This is a genomic window from Mesorhizobium mediterraneum (genome assembly GCF_002284565.1).
GTDB lineage: Bacteria > Pseudomonadota > Alphaproteobacteria > Rhizobiales > Rhizobiaceae > Mesorhizobium > Mesorhizobium mediterraneum.
On sequence record NZ_NPKI01000012.1, the window covers coordinates 149,443 to 169,697 of the forward strand.

Annotated in this window: 21 protein-coding genes; 9 read left to right on the forward strand and 12 right to left on the reverse strand. The window is 62.6% G+C overall.

What is annotated here, in order from left to right:
* Window positions 1–68: 68 nt before the first annotated feature.
* Complete coding sequence (locus CIT25_RS08610; RefSeq protein WP_245329802.1) at window positions 69–1,265, forward strand: ROK family transcriptional regulator; 1,197 nt, start codon at window positions 69–71, stop codon at window positions 1,263–1,265.
* A gap of 112 nt (window positions 1,266–1,377) precedes the next feature.
* Here CIT25_RS08610 and CIT25_RS08615 read toward each other — a convergent pair whose 3' ends face one another.
* Together CIT25_RS08615 and CIT25_RS08620 are read right to left on the reverse strand one after the other, a co-directional pair.
* Window positions 1,378–2,337 carry a DMT family transporter gene (locus tag CIT25_RS08615; RefSeq protein WP_095484132.1) on the reverse strand — a complete coding sequence of 320 codons (960 nt, stop codon included), beginning with the start codon at window positions 2,335–2,337 and terminating at the stop codon, window positions 1,378–1,380.
* A gap of 63 nt (window positions 2,338–2,400) precedes the next feature.
* A complete protein-coding gene (locus CIT25_RS08620) occupies window positions 2,401–2,592 on the reverse strand; it encodes a hypothetical protein (RefSeq protein WP_158302529.1) in 192 nt (63 codons plus the stop codon).
* Between the two features lie 349 nt (window positions 2,593–2,941).
* Between CIT25_RS08620 and CIT25_RS08630 the strand changes: the two genes are divergently transcribed.
* The 5 genes from CIT25_RS08630 to CIT25_RS08650 are packed head-to-tail and all read left to right on the forward strand — an operon-like array spanning window position 2,942 to window position 7,782.
* The gene (locus CIT25_RS08630) at window positions 2,942–3,805 is read left to right on the forward strand and encodes a class I SAM-dependent methyltransferase (RefSeq protein ID WP_245329791.1); all 864 of its coding nucleotides are present in this window, start codon (window positions 2,942–2,944) and stop codon (window positions 3,803–3,805) included.
* Entirely contained in the window at window positions 3,805–4,998 is a 1,194-nt protein-coding gene (locus CIT25_RS08635; protein ID WP_095484136.1) for a glycosyltransferase, read from the forward strand. The genes CIT25_RS08630 and CIT25_RS08635 overlap by 1 nt, the downstream gene beginning before the upstream one ends.
* Complete coding sequence (locus CIT25_RS08640; protein ID WP_095484137.1) at window positions 4,995–5,912, forward strand: sugar phosphate nucleotidyltransferase; 918 nt, start codon at window positions 4,995–4,997, stop codon at window positions 5,910–5,912. The genes CIT25_RS08635 and CIT25_RS08640 overlap by 4 nt, the downstream gene beginning before the upstream one ends.
* On the forward strand, window positions 5,909–6,787 hold the full coding sequence (locus tag CIT25_RS08645; protein WP_095484138.1) for an NAD-dependent epimerase/dehydratase family protein: 879 nt from the start codon (window positions 5,909–5,911) through the stop codon (window positions 6,785–6,787). Before CIT25_RS08640 ends, CIT25_RS08645 begins: the two co-directional genes overlap by 4 nt.
* Window positions 6,784–7,782 carry an NAD-dependent epimerase/dehydratase family protein gene (locus tag CIT25_RS08650; protein ID WP_095484139.1) on the forward strand — a complete coding sequence of 333 codons (999 nt, stop codon included), beginning with the start codon at window positions 6,784–6,786 and terminating at the stop codon, window positions 7,780–7,782. Before CIT25_RS08645 ends, CIT25_RS08650 begins: the two co-directional genes overlap by 4 nt.
* Before the next feature lie 29 nt (window positions 7,783–7,811).
* On the opposite strand, the gene CIT25_RS08655 is transcribed toward CIT25_RS08650, so the two are convergent.
* The 6 genes from CIT25_RS08655 to CIT25_RS08680 form a co-directional block, all read right to left on the reverse strand.
* On the reverse strand, window positions 7,812–8,720 hold the full coding sequence (locus CIT25_RS08655) for a hypothetical protein (protein WP_245329792.1): 909 nt from the start codon (window positions 8,718–8,720) through the stop codon (window positions 7,812–7,814).
* Between the two features lie 15 nt (window positions 8,721–8,735).
* Entirely contained in the window at window positions 8,736–9,632 is an 897-nt protein-coding gene (locus CIT25_RS08660) for a sugar phosphate isomerase/epimerase family protein (protein ID WP_095484141.1), read from the reverse strand.
* A gap of 12 nt (window positions 9,633–9,644) precedes the next feature.
* Window positions 9,645–10,754, reverse strand: coding sequence for an alcohol dehydrogenase catalytic domain-containing protein (locus tag CIT25_RS08665; RefSeq protein ID WP_245329793.1), 1,110 nt, complete (start codon window positions 10,752–10,754; stop codon window positions 9,645–9,647).
* Window positions 10,696–11,772 carry an ROK family protein gene (locus CIT25_RS08670; RefSeq protein WP_095484143.1) on the reverse strand — a complete coding sequence of 359 codons (1,077 nt, stop codon included), beginning with the start codon at window positions 11,770–11,772 and terminating at the stop codon, window positions 10,696–10,698. The genes CIT25_RS08665 and CIT25_RS08670 overlap by 59 nt, the downstream gene beginning before the upstream one ends.
* Window positions 11,769–12,998 (reverse strand): family 4 glycosyl hydrolase, encoded by a 1,230-nt coding sequence (locus CIT25_RS08675; RefSeq protein WP_095484144.1) that lies wholly within the window; start codon window positions 12,996–12,998, stop codon window positions 11,769–11,771. Before CIT25_RS08675 ends, CIT25_RS08670 begins: the two co-directional genes overlap by 4 nt.
* Window positions 12,999–13,155: 157 nt before the next feature.
* A complete protein-coding gene (locus tag CIT25_RS08680) occupies window positions 13,156–14,376 on the reverse strand; it encodes a sedoheptulose 7-phosphate cyclase (RefSeq protein ID WP_095484145.1) in 1,221 nt (406 codons plus the stop codon).
* Window positions 14,377–14,593: 217 nt separating this feature from the next.
* Here CIT25_RS08680 and CIT25_RS37400 point away from each other — a divergent pair, with 217 nt between their 5' ends.
* Window positions 14,594–14,824 carry a hypothetical protein gene (locus CIT25_RS37400; protein WP_245329794.1) on the forward strand — a complete coding sequence of 77 codons (231 nt, stop codon included), beginning with the start codon at window positions 14,594–14,596 and terminating at the stop codon, window positions 14,822–14,824.
* Between the two features lie 308 nt (window positions 14,825–15,132).
* On the opposite strand, the gene CIT25_RS08690 is transcribed toward CIT25_RS37400, so the two are convergent.
* From CIT25_RS08690 to CIT25_RS08705, 3 genes are all read right to left on the reverse strand, one after another.
* Window positions 15,133–15,483 carry an ethanolamine utilization protein gene (locus CIT25_RS08690; protein WP_095484146.1) on the reverse strand — a complete coding sequence of 117 codons (351 nt, stop codon included), beginning with the start codon at window positions 15,481–15,483 and terminating at the stop codon, window positions 15,133–15,135.
* Window positions 15,484–15,869: 386 nt separating this feature from the next.
* A complete protein-coding gene (locus CIT25_RS08700) occupies window positions 15,870–16,805 on the reverse strand; it encodes a pirin family protein (RefSeq protein ID WP_095484147.1) in 936 nt (311 codons plus the stop codon).
* 272 nt (window positions 16,806–17,077) lie between these two features.
* Window positions 17,078–17,971 carry a LysR family transcriptional regulator gene (locus CIT25_RS08705; RefSeq protein WP_095484148.1) on the reverse strand — a complete coding sequence of 298 codons (894 nt, stop codon included), beginning with the start codon at window positions 17,969–17,971 and terminating at the stop codon, window positions 17,078–17,080.
* Window positions 17,972–18,125: 154 nt separating this feature from the next.
* Here CIT25_RS08705 and CIT25_RS08710 point away from each other — a divergent pair, with 154 nt between their 5' ends.
* Both CIT25_RS08710 and CIT25_RS08715 read left to right on the forward strand, forming a co-directional pair.
* Entirely contained in the window at window positions 18,126–18,776 is a 651-nt protein-coding gene (locus tag CIT25_RS08710) for a hydrolase (RefSeq protein ID WP_095484149.1), read from the forward strand.
* Between the two features lie 11 nt (window positions 18,777–18,787).
* A complete protein-coding gene (locus CIT25_RS08715) occupies window positions 18,788–19,018 on the forward strand; it encodes a hypothetical protein (protein ID WP_206072930.1) in 231 nt (76 codons plus the stop codon).
* Window positions 19,019–19,223: 205 nt separating this feature from the next.
* On the opposite strand, the gene CIT25_RS08720 is transcribed toward CIT25_RS08715, so the two are convergent.
* A complete protein-coding gene (locus tag CIT25_RS08720; RefSeq protein WP_095484150.1) occupies window positions 19,224–20,249 on the reverse strand; it encodes an ABC transporter ATP-binding protein in 1,026 nt (341 codons plus the stop codon).
* Window positions 20,250–20,255 lie beyond the last annotated feature (6 nt).

The following is a 20,255-nucleotide window of genomic DNA, read 5'->3' on the forward strand; positions in this document are numbered from 1 at the left end:
ATGCAGGTATCTCTGTTCTTTCCAAGATGACATATTTGAGCTATCAGTCAACGTCCTTTGTGCTCATCATGAACAAACCTTCGCTTAGAAATTGGCTGATCGACAAGCCCTCCGCATCGCCGGAGAGCCTGATCGTGCGATGCCTGCGTGAGCGCGGCGTGCTTTCCGCGTCGCAAATCGCGCATATCACCAGTTTGGCGCGGTCGACAGTTTCAACCGCGCTCAATGGCTTGAGAAAGTCCGGAATGGTGATCGAATCCTCGGCCCATCATGACGGGGTCAGGGGTATCGGCAGGCCTGCCGCGACCTTGACGCTCAATCCCGCTGCGGGCACCTGCGTTGGAATCCACCTGGCCCTAGACGAGATACGGTGCGTCGTCGCCGACGTGTCGCATTCTGTCATTTCCGAACAAACTATCCCTATGGGTCTGGACTACCAGCCGCAACAGGCGGCCCAGCTCGCCAAGTCAGCAATTGCCCAATGCTACGAAGAGAACGGTCTGCCGATGGCGGGGCTCCTGGGGGTTGGGGTTTCCGTCTCGGGCCCTGTCAGCCGCGAAGGAGTGGTGCTGCGTGCGAGTATTGTTCCGACCTGGGCCGGGGTCAACATCCGCGATGTGTTCGGGCCGGTTCTCGAACAGCCGATTTTCGCCGATAACGAGAGCAACTGCTCGGCCATCGCGGAGTTGATGTGGGGCGCGGCGGTCGGCCAAGACGATTTCGTGCTGTTCAAGATCGATCTGGGTGTCGGCGGGGCCATTGTCCAGCATGGCCGGCTGGTGACGGGTATCGCCGGCAGCGCTGGCGAATTCGGGCATATCAGCATCGATCCCGGCGGCGATCTTTGCCGGTGCGGCAATCGCGGATGCCTGGAGCTCTATGCGAGTTTTGCCCGGCCGCTCGAGCAGATTTCGCGCATCGTGCGGCGGCCGGTCACGATGGACGACGTGATCATGATGGCGGAACAGGGCGACGTCGGGGCGTTGCGGATGATCGAAGACACCGCCGAGTTCGCCGGCCGTGGTCTTGGCTTGATCGGCTCGGTGATCAATCCGCCGCTCATCATCATCGGGGGCCGCATGGCTTTGGCAGGCGACATTCTCCTGGCACCGCTGATCGCGTCATATGAACGCCACACGCTCATCAAGTCCCGCGATATCGCGCCCGCCCTGCGCACGCGGATAATTGTTGGTAAGCACACAGAGAACGACGCATTGCTCGGCGCGGTCGGCCTCGTGCTGCGATACAACAGCCGACTGCAATGATCTGCCCTTGCTCCCGATTTATCTGGAGTAGCGGGAGAGCGCCATATCAAGCATTATCGCAAGGAAATCGACTGATCGTGCTGATGTAACCGAGTACGCGGTCAGCAAGTCCCTATGCGACATGCACTGTGCGCTGCCTGGGCTTGATCGCGGTGGCGAGCAGCAGGCCGGCGACGATGAAGGCAGCGCCGGCGAGATCGTAGTCGTGCAAGCTTTCCCCGAGGAAAAGATAAGCGAGCACGGCGACGAAGACAGTCTGCAGATAGAGCAGCATGCTGGCGCGCCCGGCGCCAAGCGTCTCGACGCTGCGGTTGTAGAGGTAATACATCAGAGCGCCGCCCGGGCCAGCGACATAGGCGAGCGCCAGAAGGCCGTTCGCATGCAGCGCCGAGCGCTCCCCGGAAAACAGTTCCCAGAGATAGAGGGGCAGGGCGGCCAGCGCGCCGGCTGCTAGCAGCAGGACCACCATCGGCAGAAGCTCGATAGCGAATTTGGAGCGACGCAGCAGCACGGTGTAGAGGCCCCAGCAAAACGCGCTGCCGACGATCCACAATTCGCCGGGATTGAACTGGAGCCGCATCAGCGCGGTAAGGTCGCCGCGCGCCACGATCACCACCATCCCGACCAGAGCGAGCAGCGCGCCAAGCGCCTTCCAGACGCCGAGGGGCTCGCCGAGCACGAAGCGGGCAAGCACCATAGTCATGATCGGCGACAGGGCCATGATAATGCCGGCGGTCGTCGCGTCGGTGTAACTGAGGCCCGTGTAGATCATGCCCTGACAGAGGGTCAGCCCGATGGCGCCGATGGCCAGCACCTCGATCGCCCGGGATTGGATCAGCGCGAGCATCGCCCCATGATGGCGATGGACGATAGGCAGCAGGATCGCGCAGGCGAGTGCCAGCCGCCAGAAGCAGAGCGCCCAGGGCGGCATCTCGGGGGCAACCCATTTGGCTGCGATGTAGACGCCGGCGGACAAAAGCCAGCAGAGCGTCGCGGTGGAATAGGCGAGCGGAAGCGATGCGCCGGCTGTCGCCTTCGCTACGCCTGGATGTACTATCGGCAGCGATTGCATGTCCGTTTCCTCCCACCGCCGACTTTAGCAAGATTGCTGCGTCTTGCCGAGCAGCAACGCCACCTATTTCACCAATCCTTGTGCGACGTTTTTTTTGTTTTCCGTGTGGAACACAGGCCGGCGACGAAAGTTCGGCTTCTGCAGCATTCTTCCCGTAGGCAAATGCTGCGAGATCGGATCCTCCCGCCGATCAGAGCCCGCGTCCTTCTCCCTCGGGGCGCGGGCTTTCATCCACTTGACCGATGCGCTGATCATGGAAGGTATCCACATTACAGCTGGATCAGTCCCTCTGATCCCAACAGACCTTTGCCCGCGACCTCTCCCGGAGGCGCGGGCTTTTTCAATTCACAGGCTGCGGCCGTTGATGCTCCGCTGCGCATGATGAAGCACCTGGCCAGCTTCACGTTGCCGTCGTCGGCATCCACTGGACCGGACGGGACCAGGGCTGGCATGCGACGCCTGCCGATGACTCTGATCCAGCGCGGATCGGGCTCGTCTGAACGCCGCCGATAAAGACGCCTTTATAGGCGACGGCATCATCCAGATAGATGTCAGAGAAGCGTCCCGCTGCCTGTATGATGATGGCAGTATGGAGGGAAGCAACTTGCAACGATCGGGCGCCTGTCCAATCTGCCGGACCAATGCCGGTCCGGTGGCGTTGCGCGAAGGGGAGTATAGCGGCCGGCAGTGTGTGTGCGGGGTCATCTATATCGATCCGTTGCCGGCCCATCCGGTGGACGCGCCGATCGATCATCACCACCGCGTCTATTATTCCGCGCCGGCGCGCGCGCGGGTCGGCTGGGTGAAGGCATTCACGCAGCGTGGACGGCTGCTCGAGATCGGCTGCGGTGACGGCGAGTTCACCGCGGCGGCGATCCGGGCCGGTTTCACGGTCGAGGCGGTCGAGCCGTCCGACGAACGCGCCACGCGCGTCGAACGCACGCTGGGCATCACGGTGGAACGCGCTCTGATCGAGGACAGCCGTCTGCCCGAAGGGCGCTACGACACCAGCTTCCATGTCGATCTGCTGAGTCACTTCCCCGATCCGGTGGCGGCGCTAAGGGCGATCGCGGCGAAGGTGGCGCCTAGCGGCACGATCTGCTTCGAGGTCGGGCTGTTTTCCAACCTGTCGCCTTTCTGGCAACGGCTTGTCGGGCGGCCGAATATGCCGACGCATATGTGGTTCTTCGATGCGCTGGCGATCGAACGGTTGCTGGACGCAGCCGGGCTCAAGATGATCGCGATGCGGCGCTATCCGGTCGGGCTGTCGACCGCGCTCAGCACGGTGCTGGGCAGCCGGCGCGTCGCAGCGGCACCGGACAGCCACGCCCCTCTCGCGCAGGGCTGGGCGGCCGCGCCTTATTACCGGCTGCACATGTTCCTGCGCTACGGGATAGGCCGGTGGCTCCCGATGGGCGGCCCGCAGACCGCGTTCGTCGCCGCACGGCATAAGACCGACAGCGCGTGATGCGCAAGGGACGCCGCATCATCGTCGTCGTCACCGCGTTGCCGCGCTGGATTTCCGATTTCAACCATGTCAGCACCGCGTTGGCCGAGGCGGGCCACGCCGTGGAAGTGTGGTCGCCGGACGACAACGGGCTCGCCACCGCTGGCTGGGATTCCAGGCCGGCGATCGATGCCGCGCGCGATGCGCTGGCGCCGGACATCGCGACGCGGACGATGCCGTTCTCGCGCAATCGCGGGCGGCCGAGCCCATTGCGGCTGGCGCGCGCCAGCTTGATGGCGGCGCGAGCGGCGCTGTTCAGCCCGGGCAGTGTGTTCATCCTGTGGTCGGCGCTGTCGATCCTGCTGGCCGGACCGTGGGTCAGGCTCAGCAACCGGCATGCGATCTATCTGGTCACTGGACTCGGCGCGTCCTTCTCGGAGTCGCAGCGCGGCAGCCTAACGACCCGGCTGATCTGCATTGTCTATCGCTTCGCCTTCGCTAGCCGGCGGGCGATCGTCATCGTCCACAATCACGAGGACAAGGCCGAACTGATCAGGCGCACCGGCGTCGCAGCGGACCGCGTGATCGTCACCGGCGGCTGCGGCGTCATGCCGGAGGACTTCCCCTACAAGCAAGCGCGCACGGTCGGCGCGCGGCCGACGATACTCGTTCCCGGGCGACTGTTGCGCGACAAGGGCGTGCTGGACGCGGCTGCCGCATCGGGCATCCTGTCCGAACGCGGCGTGGCGCATCGCATGGTGTTCACCTCGAACCCGATGAGCGGCCGCGCCGACGCGCTGACGGAAGCGGAATTGGCGCGGGCACGCTCCTATCCCGATGTTGCGTTCATCGGGTACCAGCCGAGCATCACCGCGCTGTACGCCGGGGCGGACATCGCCTGCATCCCGTCGTGGTATCGCGAGGGATTGCAGACCGCCTTGCTCGAATCCGCGTCCTCGGGGTGCCCGATTGTCGCGTGCGACAATGTCGGGGTGCGCGATTTCCTGCGGCCCGAAATCGACGGACTGGTCGTGCCGCCGCACGCGCCGGCGCGGCTGGCCGATGCGCTGGAGCGGATGATCCGCGAACCCGGCCTCGCCGAGCGGCTGCGGACCGCAGCTTATGCCCGATTCCTGTCCGGCTTCACCCGGCAGCACATGGTGGAGACGACGCTGGCAGCGATGCGCGGCACCGGCATCGAGACGCCGCGATGAGCAGTGGCGCATGGACCGGTCTGATCATGGCCGGCGGGCAGGGCGAGCGCATGGCGCGCTCCGGCGTAGTCGGGCGCAAGCCGCTGGTCGAGGTCGGCGGGGTCAGCCTGCTCGAGCGCAACATCTGGATGATGGCGCGTGGCGGATGCCGGCGCATCTTCATCGCGCTGACCCGTGCCGATGCAGCGCGTGAGGCGGACAGGATCGCCGATTTCGCCGCACGCGCCGCCGGCATCGGCGTGGCATTAGCTCCCTTGATCGAGGAAGTACCGCAGGGCAATTTCGGCGCGGCGACAATGTTGTCGGGCGATCCCGGCGACGTGCTGGTGGTGTATGCCGACAATCTCACCACGCTCGATCTGGCGGCGCTGGCCGCTGCGCATCGTGCGTCCGGCGCGGCGATGACGCTGGCGGCGCATGACGAGCCATTCCGCATGCCCTACGGCGCGCTCGAAGTGGACGCGGGTGATCCTGATCTGCTCACCGCCTATCGCGAGAAGCCGGTCTATCCGATCCTGGTCGGCAGCGGGCTGGCGGTGGTGACCGCTGCCGCATTGAGCAGCCTGCCGCAGGGCACGCCGCTCGGCCTGGTCGATGCCGCCAATCTGTTGATAGCTGGTGGCGCGGTGGTGCGACTTTATCGCCACCAGGCTTCATGGATCGACGTCAATGACGCCGCCAAGCTGGCTGCCGCCGAAGCCTTGCTCTTGGGCGATGCCGTCTTCGAAGCATGGTGGCCGGGGGAGGTCGCGCGCGAGATCCGGGTCGCGGGCGGCAATGTAGACTATGTCTGCGACGCGATGACGGAAGCCGGCGTGCTGCGGGTCCATGTCGGCGCCGCGAGTACGCTCAGTAGCGACGAGCTGCCGGAGCCGGTGCGCCGTCGCCTCGCCGCACGGGGGTACGGGGCGTGATCGGCATCACCGGTGCGAACGGCTTTATCGGCCGGGCGGTGCTGCGCCGGATCGGCGAGGATGCATGCGTGGCGCATGTCGGCCCGATCGACGGGGAAGCGGGAGCGATCGACATTTGCGACCAGCCGGCGCTAGAGGCATTGTTCGCCGGGATCGACACCATCGTTCATCTTGCCGGGCCTAGTTCCGTTGCGGCTTCGTTCGACGCGCCGGCGGCATTCGCCCGCGCACATGTGCTGGGCACGGCGACGTTGCTCGCCGCCGCCGAGCGGATTGGCGTGCGCCGCTTCGTCCATGTGTCGTCGGCCGAGGTCTATGGTCGCCCGGACACCGCGTGCGTATCGGAGAGCGCGCCGCTCCTGCCACTCTCGCCTTATGGCGCGGCAAAGGCGGCGGCGGAGCAACTCGTCTCGGGTGCGGTGCGGCGAGGGACGCTGGGGTCGGCAATCATTGTTCGGCCCTTCTCGGTCTACGGCCCGGGGATGCGGGCGAACGGGCTGGTCGGCCGTCTGGCGGCACAGGCGCGCCTGCGACAGCCGATGCGCGTCTTCTCGGCCGATACGACGCGCGATTACCTGCATGTCGACGATCTGGCGCGGGGATTGCTGATGGCCGCCGCGCGCGACAAACCGGGCCTCTTGACGCTCAATATGGCCTCCGGCGCCGGGACCGACGTCGCCGCGCTCGCCGCAACCTTCGCGAGGATCGGCGGCGGTCCGGACGCGCTGATCGTCGAGGGGCAGGGCGACCGATCGCGCGTATTCGACATCGAGCATCTCGTCGCCGACGTCTCGCTGGCGCGCGAGACGCTAGGCTGGCGGGCGGAGATCGCGCTGGCCGACGGCGTGCGCGATTGCCTGGGTGATATGACGTGACGCGGACGATACTGGTCACCGGCGCACAAGGGTTCATCGGCCGCTATCTGGTGCGCGCTTTGTGCGATCGCGGCGATTGCCGGGTAATCGGCGCCGGCCGTTCGCCGGGCAATGCGACACGCTTCACGCACCACATCCATCCCGGCGGTGCCGAGCACGCTGCGCCGCTGCCAAATGCTCTGGTGCCCGACGGGCCGAATTATGCCTATGTCGCTACCGACCTGTCGCACGCGGCGGCAGCGGCGCGGCTGATCGCGGAAACCGCGCCTGATATCGTCTTCCATCTTGCCGGATCGTTGCGCGACGAACCATTCGATCGGCTGGTGACCAACAACATCGTCGTCACGCGCCATCTCTGCGATGCGCTGGCCGGGCGGGGCGCGGTGCTGGTGCTGGGATCCTCGGGCTCGATCTATGGCGAACTCGGCGGTGGGGGTTTGCCGCTGGTCGAAACCGGCGCGACAGAGCCGATTGACCTATACGCCGCGACCAAGCGCACCAGCGAGGACATCGTGCGGATCGCAACGCGCGCGGGAAGGATCGACGGCCGCGTGGCGCGCATCTTCAACGTCGTCGGGCCGGGCCAGGAGGAGCGCCATGTCGCCGGCCGCATCGCCAGCCAACTCACTGAGCTAAGGGTGGGGCGACGTGATGGCATCGCCCTCGGTCCGCTGACCGCGTGGCGCGACTTCATAGACGTGCGCGACGTGGCCAGTGCGCTGGTCGCGATCGGCTTCGCCGGCGCCGGCGATATTTTCTATAACGTCGCCTCAGGATGCGAGACGCAGATCGCCACAGTCTACGATCTGCTCGTCACCGCGGCTGGGATTGCCGATCCGGCGCTGGCGCAGTTGCCGGGACGGGCGGTGGATATCGGGCGGCAGGTGGTCGATGTCAGCCGGTTGCGCGCGCTCGGCTGGCAGCCCCGTGTCGATCTTCCGCAGAGCCTCGGCGACGTGATGCATTATTATCTCGAACTGGAGACCAAAGCGTGACCGTGGACACGGGTCCACGGATATCGGGCCTACCGCGAATGCGCCGTGTTGTGTGCCTTGAACGCCACGCGAAGGCTTAGTGCCTCTGGGCTGGTACTGCCCAGCTTGGTGTCCCCGTTCTGCGATCCCCACGCGTACGCAAAGTCAAACGCGGGATTGGGAGCGTAGGTTGCCCAGCGCGCGAATATCTGGTTCGCCTGGTCCGGTGTCGGCAGCTTATAAACGTCTCTGACCCCGCCGGTATAGGTCCTCCAATTGCCGCCGCCAAAGGCTTGGAACACAGGCACGATCTTGTTGAGCGGGATGCCCGCGGCGACGGCTGCCTCGACCGTCCTGTCGATGAAGTCCAAATCGAAAACCTTGCCGCGTACCGGATACGGATCGAGGCCGAAGAAATCGATCCCGGTGTTGGCGGGATTGAAGGTGTTCATGAAGTGGGGGGCTTCAAAAGACCCCATGTCCATCAGCGTGACGAACGTCACGGCCCCGGGCACATTGGCCTTGATCCAGTCAGCCTCGGCTTTGAGGGCTGCCGGGCTGACTGCCGGGGAGTGGTACTTGCCGGTGATGTCAGGCTCGTCACAGAGGCGAAAGCCGAACAGCTTCGGGTTGCCGATGAACGGCTTGACCTTGGCGATGAAACGCGGCGTGACGCCGCTGCTCTCGTCAAGCCAGATCAGCCCCTTCATCCCGGGAGGAAGCGCATTGAGTTGCTCGACATATTGCACGTCAGCGAGGTTGAAGCCCGCGGCCGCGATTGCAGCAGCCGAACCGCCAGAGGTGTAATGCAGGGTTATGCCATTCTCCTCTGCTGACAGTTTGGCTTGGCCATAAATCAATAGAATGAGCAGGGCTGAGACGCACAGGATGCCCATGCGAGCAATCATCGAGCCGCCGAAAAAAATCAGCCTGTAGGCGTTCGCAATGGCAGGTTTCATTATACAGCCACCCATCTATCGATACATTGAAGCAGAGACGTGCCGTCGCTCATCTGGGCAGTCCAGGCAGTTCGACAACATCGACCTTCTGATGAGTGTCTTCAGGCGAGCGAGGTCGCGACTGATGCGAGGTCCAGGATCGTCGCTGTAGTCGCCTTCGAGTGTGAAGGATGTAGGCGTCGGCTGGTGCGCGAATGCAATGAACGTAAGCTCTAGTTCGGCTACACCGTCGCCCAGCGGCACATCCCCCTCGACCGACAAAGCATCCTTAAGGTGGACGTCCGGCGAGGCGACGTCAGCAAGTCGCGCCCAATTGGAGGCCGCAGAATGCCCGTAGATAGCGGGATTTCCCGTGTCGAACTGTACGCAGATGCCCGGCTGGCCAACAGCTTGAAGAATCTGGAGGGTTCTTTCGGAGTCAAGCCCGCTTTCGTATGCCAAAGTAATCCCTGCGGCTTGGGCGGGACCAAGCGCGAAACGCAGCACTTCAGCCGTTCTAGCCATGTCCCGCGACGTCCGAACGAGGCTCTGGCGAAAACCCGGAATGATGATCCTGGGCACCCGCAGACGGTCCGCCACTCTAATTGCATGCAAGATACTTCGCCGGACTTCCAATGCTTCCTGGCTGCCCTTTGGCGCGGTCAGGCCGAGATCGTTGAGCCGATTGACTGCAAGGGCGGTGATCGGAAGCGCGAAACGGCGTGACGTTGTGTCGAACGCCGCCAGTATTCCGATATCTGTGAGATCGGGACCGCGGTTCGGGCCACCCAAGTCGACGTGAACGTGATCGAGATGCGCAGCGGCGGCGGTTTCAAAGCCGGTCAGGCCCCGATCGCCCACCTTCCACAGCGCAACCCCGATCTGTGGTCGATAGCTACTCTGTGAGACAGTCAAAGGCGCGTTACTCGTCAACGGACGTTCCCCTCAAGTTCGCCACCTCCGAAAGTCGATCCCAAGCTTGGTCCAGGATCTAACCGGCGGATAGCCGACAGCGTCGCGTAATGTATGGATAGCTTCCTCCGGGTTTGTCACGATCGTAAGAAGCGGCCGATAGGTATTGGGGCGGGCGCTGAGTTCGAGCATTGCCCGTGTCAGCATCGCGTTGGAAGAACCGCGGTGCCCCGTGATCGCCACCCGCTTGTGGCCGATAGTTGTCTGGCATTGCTCGGCAAGCGGCCAACCGACACGTCCGCCGGTATTTCGCGCGCGGATCTCGCTGAGATTGACCCCGGGCAGACGCGGGTCCCGACCCTCAGAGGGGAGACCTCCGAAGAGATGGAGGATGCCGCCGTCGCACAAGGAGTCTAGCCCGATACTGAGGGCGGCCGCTACATCCTGGCGCGAGGAACATAGGATCACAGTGTCGAATGCTCCGTTCTCAACACCGGCCGTCTCTTTCGTCCCTATGACGACTACGTCCCGAACCGACGCGCAGGCAGTTTTGAGCGCAATACGAAGCAGTTGGCCGATCGTACCTCGTCCCACCACCAATACACGGATCGGCTCCGCGACCCGCTTGAGAATGCCTCCGCAAGTTAGGACGGATGCGAGCGGCTCAGCGAGAATAGCGAGATCGGCAGCCAGTTCCGCGGGCGACGAAACGACCAAGGACCGCAACCGAGCAGGCACGAGGAAGCGCTGCTGCATCATCCCGTCGAGAGTATGGCCAAGTTCAGCAGTGCCCCAGTCAGGCGTTGGATTCACCGCAATCGTCGCACCTAGCCAGCGTTGATCCGCTTTCGCGGCCACTTCCTCGACAACCGCTACGCCCTCATGGCCAAGGATCCGGGCTGGATCGTCGCGCACGCCGCGTAGAATCTGGAGGTCGGTCCCGCAGACGCCGGCAATGAGGGTCCGGCAGACAAAATCGCCCGGTAGCGCCACGGGTGTCCGGACCTGCTCCAGTCTTGGGGCACCCATGCCCGACGGCCGCACAAGAGCGAGGTGCGACTTCGATCCGGTCAAGCTGATCCGATCACCGGAAAACATGGATGCTTCGCCCCTCATCCGCCATTTCGGCGAGATGGCCAGCACCGATAAGTCCAGACAGGTCCCCCGGCGCGACGACACGGAGCCGGCGGGCGAAATAGGACGAATCGCATTCAGTGATCTGGAACAATCCATGGTCGCGGAATTGCCGATCAAGGCTGGCCGAATAGGCCGGTTCGAGTGCATCCACGACACCCCCGGTGAGAACAATTGAATCGAGTAGCGGATCGTGCGTCAGGAGTGCCGAGAAAATAGTTGCCAGCGGTCGCGTGATCGTAGCGAGGACGTCTAAGGCGAGGGCATCAGCGGCCGCCACCCCACGCGAGAACTCCGCGAGCATGGCATCATCGTCCTCGTCGCGTGCCGCGGCCATCGTCGAGGCTGCCAGCGCGTCGGGGGAACAAGCTGACAACTCGCGCAGCAGTTTCAACACGCCGCGTCCGGACGAATAGGCGTTCAGATGGTCGCATCCACCGCAATCGCAGGTAAACTTAAGACGCGTGCCGCGGAAGAAAGCCTCTACTTTGATATGGCCAATTTCGCCCTGTATCCCGTGCACGGGATCGACCGGCACGCCGCCTCGCGCGAAATCGTAGAGCCTCGCCCCGATCCCGGTGCTCACCGTGACGAACAAGATACGCGAATGGCTCCCCGGATCGCAGGTCTGTATGTAGGATGCCAGTCCAGCGGTCACGTCATTCGCGATCGTCCAGCGGGTGTCCAGCCGACGGCGTGTCAACGCCGCCTGGAGCTCGAAGGGTCCTGATCTCGGGCCCCAGAGTGGGCCAGATTGCAGCACACGACCGCTGCGAGCATTCAAGGGTGCTCCAAGTGAGATGCCGGCATGATCTATCGCGGTTCCGCTCTCCAGTTGCAGACGCTCAGTCTCGGCCACCAGATAGTCGGCCAACGCTTCCTGGAGTTCGACGGGGCTGTGGTGGGCCGTGTTAAGGTAGTTGATCGCAGGTCGTCGCTTTACTGGACCCAGCCTTCCATTTGTCCACAGCGCCGAACGAAAATGCGTGCCGCCGATATCAAAGACAGCAATGTCCTTATTGGTCATTGCTGGCCTCGCACGGTTGGCGGATTGCTGGCAGCATCGCGCCAGGTCCGGAAAATTCGCGCAGCTGCAGTCTGAACTTTGTCGGAAGGCGTGATCCGATCGGCCTCAAGCGCTGCGCCGATCGTATACGGCGTAGGATCGGCGAGCGCCGCCAGGCTCAATCGTTCGTGATGTTCGAACGCCGCGAGCCAGTCGCGGAATGGACCGTTGGCTGGTTCGGATTCAAGAATATCGATGCGATCACCGAGGACGCGGACTCGTCGCTCGTGAACGAGAGGTCCATCCACTGCGACGTTTATGGTGGCATCGTAGCCCTGCGCTCCGACGCGTGCGGCGACGAGCGGCACGACAGCTTGCGCATACCAAGGCATATCACGCTTTGCTATTTGCGCCGGGCACTGTGTAGGATCTGCGATAAGATCCTTGGCAATCGCATCTCGCAGAGATATCAGCGCGACCGCCCGACCCTTGTTGTGCGAAGCCCCGCCGTCGAAAAGAGCGAAGTATTTCGTGGATATTGCGCCAAGGCGAAGAATATCGTCCCGGTACTTCTGCGTTGCGCTATCTGGGGCCAACCGGAGGACGCGCTGCAGGAGATCCTCCCCGTCACGGGTCCTGGCGATGGGGATAAAGCCTCTGTGATTGAGGCCCTCGTAACTCCAGCAAAGTTCGGTCGGATCGATGCGCAGCGCCCGCGCGAAAGCCTGGAGCGTGGCAAGGGGAAGCTCGCAGATGCCGACCGCAGCCAAGCCGCGGCGGAGCATCATGGCCGTCGTCAGGCTCAGCGGGTTGATCATGTTCACGACGAAGGCACCGGGACATATTGCCTTCATGCGGATCGCGAGATCGTCTACCGGCCGTATTTGACGGAAGGCAGAGAGCAGGCCGCAGGGTCCCAACGTTTCGTCAGCTATGCATCCCAGCTCGCTTGCGAAGAGTTCGTCATCGGCCCTCGCCTCAAGCCCGCCGAAGCGCGTCTGGACAACGACGATCTCCGCATCGGCCAGGGCCGCATCGAGGTCCGTCGTGGATATGACCGAGGTTCCGAATGCTCCCAGCCGGTGCCGGGCATAATGTGCAACCGCATCAACGTTTTGCACGTTGCGCCCTTGGAGGACTAATACCCACTCGCCCAGCCGGTGGCTTAACGCCTTGCTTCCCTCAATCGCATCGACGAGCGCTACCGTGAAGGGCGAGCTCCCGCCAAGGACGCAGACCCGCGTCATCAGTACGTCCGGGACGAGCCGACGATCGCGGTAACGTAGGCGATCTCCCCGTCGGGCATGCACGGCCGAATCGGCAGCGCCAGCAGTTCGCCGGCAAGCGCCTCAGCATGAACTGAAATTCGGTCCGGACTTGGCCTTGAAAGGAAAGGCCCTACGCTCATTGCAGGCCAATCCTGGCAGGATTTCCCCCAACAGGAAGTTCCACCCCATATTGAGCCGAACCGCTATTGGAAACAGCTTCCTGCCAGCTCCGAGCGCGCAAATAGCTGAGAACCTCGGGTATCAATCCCGGCGGACACTGATCTTCCCGCTTGAGGAAGCGATAGCGGCCAAGGTCGGTCGGCACCACCATATTTATATTGCCACCTCGATGCTTGGCGGCGGCCCGGAACGACCTCGAAACCAAGTCTTCGTTCAGATGCTCGTGCCAGATCGGCAAGCCAACTGCCACCAACAGATCCACTATGCGCAGGGCCGTTTGCTCCCTGAGCCAACCGAGGTGCCAACCGAGAACACTGGAAAAAGCGAGGTCGATCGCGACGGCAAAGCCGTGGTGGAGCTCGTAATGGGTCGAAGCTTCAAGCGGATGGGCGATCGTGTGACCCAGATCTACCGCCCTCTCGTAGGATGTAATCTCGAAGGGGTTCTTCGAAAGCTCTCCCAGCATGGCGGCGATGGCGCGCTGGATGGGCTCGTGAGCCAACGAGTCGCCGTTTCGGACCCAGGACTGCAGCCCACCTCCGCGAATCTCTTCGATCATCCGGAAGAGATCTGTGTCGGAGGTGCAGGCGACCTTGATCATCTCGGCCACCCCCTGCCTGACCGTATCGACGCCCAGGGTCTTGAGTAATGACGGGATCACCGCGACAGCTTCCGGTGGGTGGAAACAACCAAGGTAGTTCTTGCCTTCTCCGAAATTGACGCCACCCTTCAGTCCGATTCCGGCATCCACCTGCCCAATCAAGGTGGTGGGGATGCGAAGGTGAGACAAACTCCGGCGTAGCATCGAAGCCGCCAGCGTAACGATATCTGAGCAGACGCCACCCCCGATCGCCACCAACGCACCCCGGCGATCGATCTCGGCGTCTGAGGCTGCGCGACAAACGGTCAACACGGATTTCATGGTCTTCGTCCGCTCGGTGCAGTTCAACACGAGCCAGGACGGCTTCAAACCGACGCTTGCGAAGGCTGCACGGATTGCGTTTCCATAGAGCCTTTCGACAGTAGGAGTGGTGACCGCCAGCACAGTCCGATTGCGGGCATGGGCCTCGATCCACCCGCAAAAATCCGACGAGTGGAGACCCTCAAACAGAGTGACATTGAAGGTGTGGTCACTGGAAGACCGGAGGGAAAGCTGCTCTTGGCTGGGTGTCCACATGATCGAGCCCGATGTTCGGGCAGAACAGCTCACCGGCATGCTTAAGAGCAACCCGGCAAAAGTCGTTCCGCATCCTCCACCCGTATACTGTGTAAGAATTTATTAGGCTTCATCCGTTCGACTGATGCGTCAGGTCGTTGGGAAGTGAACTTACACCTAGCAAGCACAGCCGTGAGCCTGAGAGCCTGCGCTTTTTAATGAAAGACCGATAAAACCTTTGTCGCGTGTAAGACTACATATCGTCACAGCAAGGACTGCTTTTCTGGTCACGCTGGCTGGCATTCTCCTGCTCACCCTTTCGCCTGGGTGGTTTTTGCAGATGTTTGGCATCGCCATCACCCTTGGTTATGACAAACTCAATCACGCCGCTGCGTTTGCCGTGCTGGCGAGCATCGGATATTTTGCTTGGCCGAATCACCGGGCAAAGCTGACCGTGCTCCTCATCTGACCGCCGCCGCGATCGAAATTCTTCAAGGCTTGCAAACGATCGGGCGCTATCGGGATGCTTGGGACTGGGCTGCCGGCTGTGTCGGCATGGCATGTGGGCTGCAAATCGCGAGCAACGACAGCAGCTTCCAGACGGGCGCGAGGTGTTCGTGAACGGCGGATTTGCACAGCTTTGAGCCTGCGGGCGCGAGGCGTCGCTGGGACAAAGTGGAGAGGCCACGCGCCAGATCTGCACAGGCAAGACCTCAACGCCTACTCGGTTGAGCATGATCCGCGTGGACGTCGAGCCTGCGGCGTTGCGGGGAGGACTTACTGGCGTGCCTCCCGCCAGTGGGGATAGGTGACATAGGCGGTGAGCGCGCCTTGCTCGTGCGAGCGGATCGTCACCTTCTGCCCTTTGGGCATATGGACGATCTCGCCCGGCCCTGCGGTGACGCTGCCTGACTTTCCGGACACCGAAAGCCGCCCCTCGAGGACGACCATCACATCATCGACGGCCATTGTCTCCTCAAGTGTCTGGTCCGGTCCATAGCGCCCGTACCCGATGGTGATCGGGGAGGCATGGCGCTGGTCGACCAGATTGCCCACAAACACGTCTCCGTCCTGTCCCGGGGAACGCTCCAGCACTGCGTCGGTGATGGTGAACTTGCGAACCTTCATGGGAATTGCTCCTCTAGCGGTGTGGTTGAGTGGCTAACTTGAACTCCTGCGTGTCAACGCGACGTCCTCAGCGCGGCCTTGGGATTGTCACGCCGCCATCCACCAGGATCGACTGTGACCCGTGATGTCAGGCCACTAGGCGTGACATAGAAGGTCGCATTCCAGGAATAGTTGAGCCACGGGTATGAGTCAGCCGATACTTGCCGGCGATCTGCAAGTATAGATGCAGGCAGAACACGTCTCGCGCCAACTGAGGCAGTCGAGGAGGGGCCACTTGTTGCTCATTTTCCCTGTCTCCATCCAGCATTCAGCCGGCACGCGACGTCGTTCGTGTCTTCTGCGATCGCCCCGGTCGCATATGGGCGATCGACTTGTCCGCACACCGGTCAGTCCGGAAGTGGAGTGTGCTCATCCCGGTCATTGGCGGGAAGATCGAAACGTCCCTTGCCCCAGTCCTCAGCGCGCCATTCGGCCTTGGCCTCTTCGATGCGCTCCCTGGATGAGGCGACGAAATTCCACCAGATGTAGCGGGGACCCGAAAGGGTCGAGCCGCCGAGGATCATCAGCCGCGCGCCTCTGTCGCCGGCCGCGACCGTGATCCTGTCGCCGGGGCGGAAGACCATCATCTGAGATGCCTCGTATTCCTGCCCGGCGATGGAGATCGAGCCTTCGACGATATAGATGCCCCGGTCCTCGTGATCGTGCGGCATCGGCAATCGGCTTCCTGCTTCGAGCGCCACGTCGGCATAGAACGTCTCCGAGTACATTGTCGCGGGGGCCTTCTCACCATAGGCCTCCCCGAGGATCAGCCGGACCGAGACGCCGCGATCCTCGATCACCGGGAGCGCCTCCTGGCCATAATGCTCGAACATGGGCGCCATGTCCTCGTGGCGGTCGGGCAGCGCAACCCAGGTCTGTATTCCGAACAGGCTGTTCGGACCGCTCCGGGCGGCCGAGGAAGTGCGCTCCGAATGGGTCACGCCGCGCCCGGCGACCATCCAGTTCAATTCGCCGGGACGGATGATCTGGTCTGCCCCGGTGCTGTCCCGGTGATGGAAGTCGCCGCGAAAGAGGTACGTAACGGTGCCGAGACCGGTATGCGGGTGCGGTCGGACATCTACGCCTTGCCCGGTCAGCAGCTCGGCCGGGCCGGCCTGATCGAAGAAGATGAACGGTCCGACCATCTGCCGCTTGGGTGCGGGCAGGGCGCGCCGAACCTCGAAGCCGCCCAGGTCTCGAGCGCGCGGGACGATGAGCGTTTCGATCGCGTCGAGGCCAACCTCATCGGGACAGCCCGGTTCGATTGCCGGGTTCCAACTCATGCGCCTCATCCTCTCTTGGGGTTTCCGGGGGGCCTCGCCCTTGCCGATGCGAATGCCCGATTTCGATTAATCCGGACCGCGCGAGCGGGAACAGCGCTTTCGGCCCGACGAATGCCTAAACTGGCGAGCGATCGTCTGCCCAACTAGTCCTGTGATACGTCAAGCTGTGTCGCAGTAAGTGGAACGTGCGGGCAATGTCGTCGAGCTCAGCGGCTCGCAGTAGAGCGACCGTCGAACGCGATTCTTTAATAAGGCTTCGCCCCGTTCGTGTTTTAACGGTCGAGACCCCAAACGTCCGAATTTCGTGCGAAGTACTCGATCAGCATCTCGGTGAGGACCCGGACTTTCCGTGTGGGGTGCTTACCCGGCGGTCGGACGACATACGCGCCTGCCGAAGGTGGGGGATAGCGTGTCATAATCGGAACGAGCGCTCCGGAGGTCACATGGTCATACGTGATGCAATCAGGGAGCCAAGCGATGCCGAGCCCTGCCGCCGCGGCGGCGGCGAGCGCCGTGGCGTTGTCGGCTTTGAACCTGCCCTGCGGCTGAACCGTGACGATCTTGTCGCCGTCCATGAACTGCCAGGCTTCCGTTCCTTGCATGAGGGCCTGGTGGTTGACGAGCTGCTCTACCGTCTCAGGTGAACCGTGCGCTTTGATGTAATCCGGGCTTGCGACAAGCTTTCCATAGATCGGCCCGACACGTCTGGCGATCAGGTTGGAGTCCTGAAGGTAACCAACCCGGATCGCGCAATCGAAACCTTCGGCGATCAGATCGACGAAGCGATCGCTGTAGGAGGTATGGATGTGGAGCTGCGGGTGGTATTGCGCCATTTCCGCAAGCACGGGGGCGAAGTGGGTCGGTCCAAAAGAAAGCGGCATGGCAACCCTCAGGCGGCCGCGCAGCTCACCGCTGGGGAGGATCGTTTCCCTGGCCGTATCGATCTCGGCGCTGGCTCGGGCCGCATGGTCTCTGAACGTGATTCCCGCTTCCGTGAGCGCGGCGCCGCGGGTCGTTCGTGCAAGAAGCTGGACGCCAAGCTCCGCTTCAACCCGAAAGAGCCGCCGACTGACGATTGACTTGGAGACGCCGAGCCGGCGCGCGGCGGCCGACACGCCCCCTGCATCGGCCACTGCGACGAACGTCTGTAGATCTTCGATGTCCAATTCGGCGTTCCTCGTTTCGCGACACAGCTTGCCTGACTATGGCACTACCGCATCACCAAAGGGAACAGCAAATTGCGTCCAGGCAACGTCGCCCGCTGGCGCATGTCTCCCGTAAACCCATCGCCGTCCATAGCGGCAGAGAAAGGAAGTCTTGATGACCCCTCGTAACGGCCTTGATTCGCTTCTTCGTCCTGAAGATTCGGTGCTCGTTCTGATCGATCACCAACCTTATCAGCTCGCAAACCTAAACAGCCACGATCCGCACATGGTGGTCAACAACACGACCGCGCTGGCGAAGCTAGCAAAAGCCTTCAATGTTCCGACCATTCTCACCAGCGTGATCGCGGCGCGCGGTGGACTTCTCTTTAAGCAGATCACCGACGTATTTCCGGACCAGGAAGTCATCGATCGCACCTGGGTGAACACCTGGCAGGACGAGAATGTGGTGAACGTCGTCAAGGCGACCGGCCGCAAGCAGCTGATCATCGCCGGCCTGTGGACCGAGGTCTGCGTCGCAATGCCTGTGATCCAGGCCGCCGGCGAAGGCTGGGACGTGACCGTGATCACCGACGCGTCGGGCGGGATTTCGAAGGAGTCTCACGAAGTTGCCATCCAGCGAATGATCGCGGCCGGCGCGAACGTGATGACCGTGATGGCGCTCGCTGGCGAATGGCAACGCGATTGGGCGCGCACCGAGCATGTCGAGGAGCTGACCGAGATTCTCATCCAGCACTTCGGCGGCAGCGGCATCGCGTATCTTTGGGAGCAGCAGCTTCTCAACACGCCGGTGCCGAGCAAAGGCTGATCCGGGCCGGGATGGCGAGCATTTCGGCGAGGGTCGGAATCGATCCGTTTGCCGGCCTCGCCATCCTCGCCCTTCTGGCTTCACCCTTCGTGGTCGTGAAGCTCGTGGTTCTCGGCGGCTATGCGCTCGGAGCCTGGCACGTCGTCCGACTGCTCCGCAAGCCACCAGAGCTTGCGAGGCGCGGACGGATACTGACGGCCGGCAAGTGGTCGATGGTAGCGGCTGTCTGCATAACCGATTGATCTTATTGATCAAGTGGTAGCGGGAGACCGCTACATCGCGAGACCCACTGTCGAAGAGGCGTTCTTCTACTATCGGCGGCACGCAGCTTAGTCGAAATTTTCAATTTTGGTGACAGAGATTAGAGCATTGGAACAGCCTCAATTTGCGACGGTTTGCGACTGGCTGACGTATGCGTTTACCCGACACAGTGGCCAGCATGACGTGTCAGACTGTGCGTCCTTCGTTGTCGAAGAAATGCAGGTGCTCGGGTGCAGTCTTCAGTCCGACCTCGGCGCCAATTTCGGGCGCTATCCCTTGGTTATGGATGGCGAGGCAAGTCTGGCCTCCGTCCAGTTCGACGTGAATGAGCGTGACAGCGCCAGTGTATTCAGCCAGCCTTACCTTACCACGTAGCGCGGTGTTTGAGGGCGCGACAAGCGACAGGTGCTCAGGTCGAACGCCGACCGATGCAGCCGTGGCAGGCACGGATGAGTTGTGGGTGATTGGCTGGCCGCCGAATAACGGCAAGATGTTCATTTTCGGACTGCCGATGAACTGGGCGACGAAGATGGTTCCGGGCTCGTTGTAGAGTTCGTGGGGCGAACCGACCTGCTCAATCTTCCCTTCGCGCAATACGACGATCTTGTCGGCGAGGGTCATGGCCTCGATCTGGTCGTGCGTCACATAAATCATCGTTGTTGACAGGCGCTGGTGCAGCGCCGCGATCTCCGAGCGCATGTGGACACGCAGTTCGGCATCGAGGTTCGAAAGCGGCTCGTCGAAGAGAAAAACTTCGGGATTGCCGACGATGGCGCGGCCGATGGCCACGCGCTGGCGCTGTCCGCCCGACAACTGACGCGGGAAGCGGTCAAGCAATGGCTCGAGCTTCAGCGTTGCGGCGGCTTCCGAGACGCGTCGGGCGCGCTCCTTGGCCGGCACTTTGCGAATCTTGAGGCCAAAGCCCATGTTGTCGCGTACCGTGAGGTGGGGATAGAGCGCGTAGGACTGGAACACCATTGCCACGCCGCGCTTGGCCGCCGGAACCTCGTTGACCAGGCGGTCGCCGATGTGGAGTTCGCCGTCGCTGATGTGCTCCAAGCCGGAAATCAGCCGCAGCAGCGTGGACTTCCCGCATCCCGACGGACCGACGAAGACCACGAACTCGCCATCCTCGATCTGAAGATCGACACCACGGATGACTTCGACCGTCCCGAACCGCTTGCGGATGTCCTTGAGAAGAACTTTTGTCATGGCGGG

Coding starts and splice junctions, on each gene's coding strand:
- CIT25_RS08610 (WP_245329802.1), top strand. CDS start 69: ATGAACAAACCTTCGCTTAGAAATTGGCTGATCGACAAGCCCTCCGCA.
- CIT25_RS08615 (WP_095484132.1), bottom strand. CDS start 2,337: ATGCAATCGCTGCCGATAGTACATCCAGGCGTAGCGAAGGCGACAGCC.
- CIT25_RS08620 (WP_158302529.1), bottom strand. CDS start 2,592: ATGATCAGCGCATCGGTCAAGTGGATGAAAGCCCGCGCCCCGAGGGAG.
- CIT25_RS08635 (WP_095484136.1), top strand. CDS start 3,805: ATGCGCAAGGGACGCCGCATCATCGTCGTCGTCACCGCGTTGCCGCGC.
- CIT25_RS08640 (WP_095484137.1), top strand. CDS start 4,995: ATGAGCAGTGGCGCATGGACCGGTCTGATCATGGCCGGCGGGCAGGGC.
- CIT25_RS08655 (WP_245329792.1), bottom strand. CDS start 8,720: ATGAAACCTGCCATTGCGAACGCCTACAGGCTGATTTTTTTCGGCGGC.
- CIT25_RS08670 (WP_095484143.1), bottom strand. CDS start 11,772: ATGACCAATAAGGACATTGCTGTCTTTGATATCGGCGGCACGCATTTT.
- CIT25_RS08675 (WP_095484144.1), bottom strand. CDS start 12,998: ATGACGCGGGTCTGCGTCCTTGGCGGGAGCTCGCCCTTCACGGTAGCG.
- CIT25_RS08680 (WP_095484145.1), bottom strand. CDS start 14,376: ATGTGGACACCCAGCCAAGAGCAGCTTTCCCTCCGGTCTTCCAGTGAC.
- CIT25_RS08690 (WP_095484146.1), bottom strand. CDS start 15,483: ATGAAGGTTCGCAAGTTCACCATCACCGACGCAGTGCTGGAGCGTTCC.
- CIT25_RS08700 (WP_095484147.1), bottom strand. CDS start 16,805: ATGAGTTGGAACCCGGCAATCGAACCGGGCTGTCCCGATGAGGTTGGC.
- CIT25_RS08710 (WP_095484149.1), top strand. CDS start 18,126: ATGACCCCTCGTAACGGCCTTGATTCGCTTCTTCGTCCTGAAGATTCG.
- CIT25_RS08715 (WP_206072930.1), top strand. CDS start 18,788: ATGGCGAGCATTTCGGCGAGGGTCGGAATCGATCCGTTTGCCGGCCTC.
- CIT25_RS08720 (WP_095484150.1), bottom strand. CDS start 20,249: ATGACAAAAGTTCTTCTCAAGGACATCCGCAAGCGGTTCGGGACGGTC.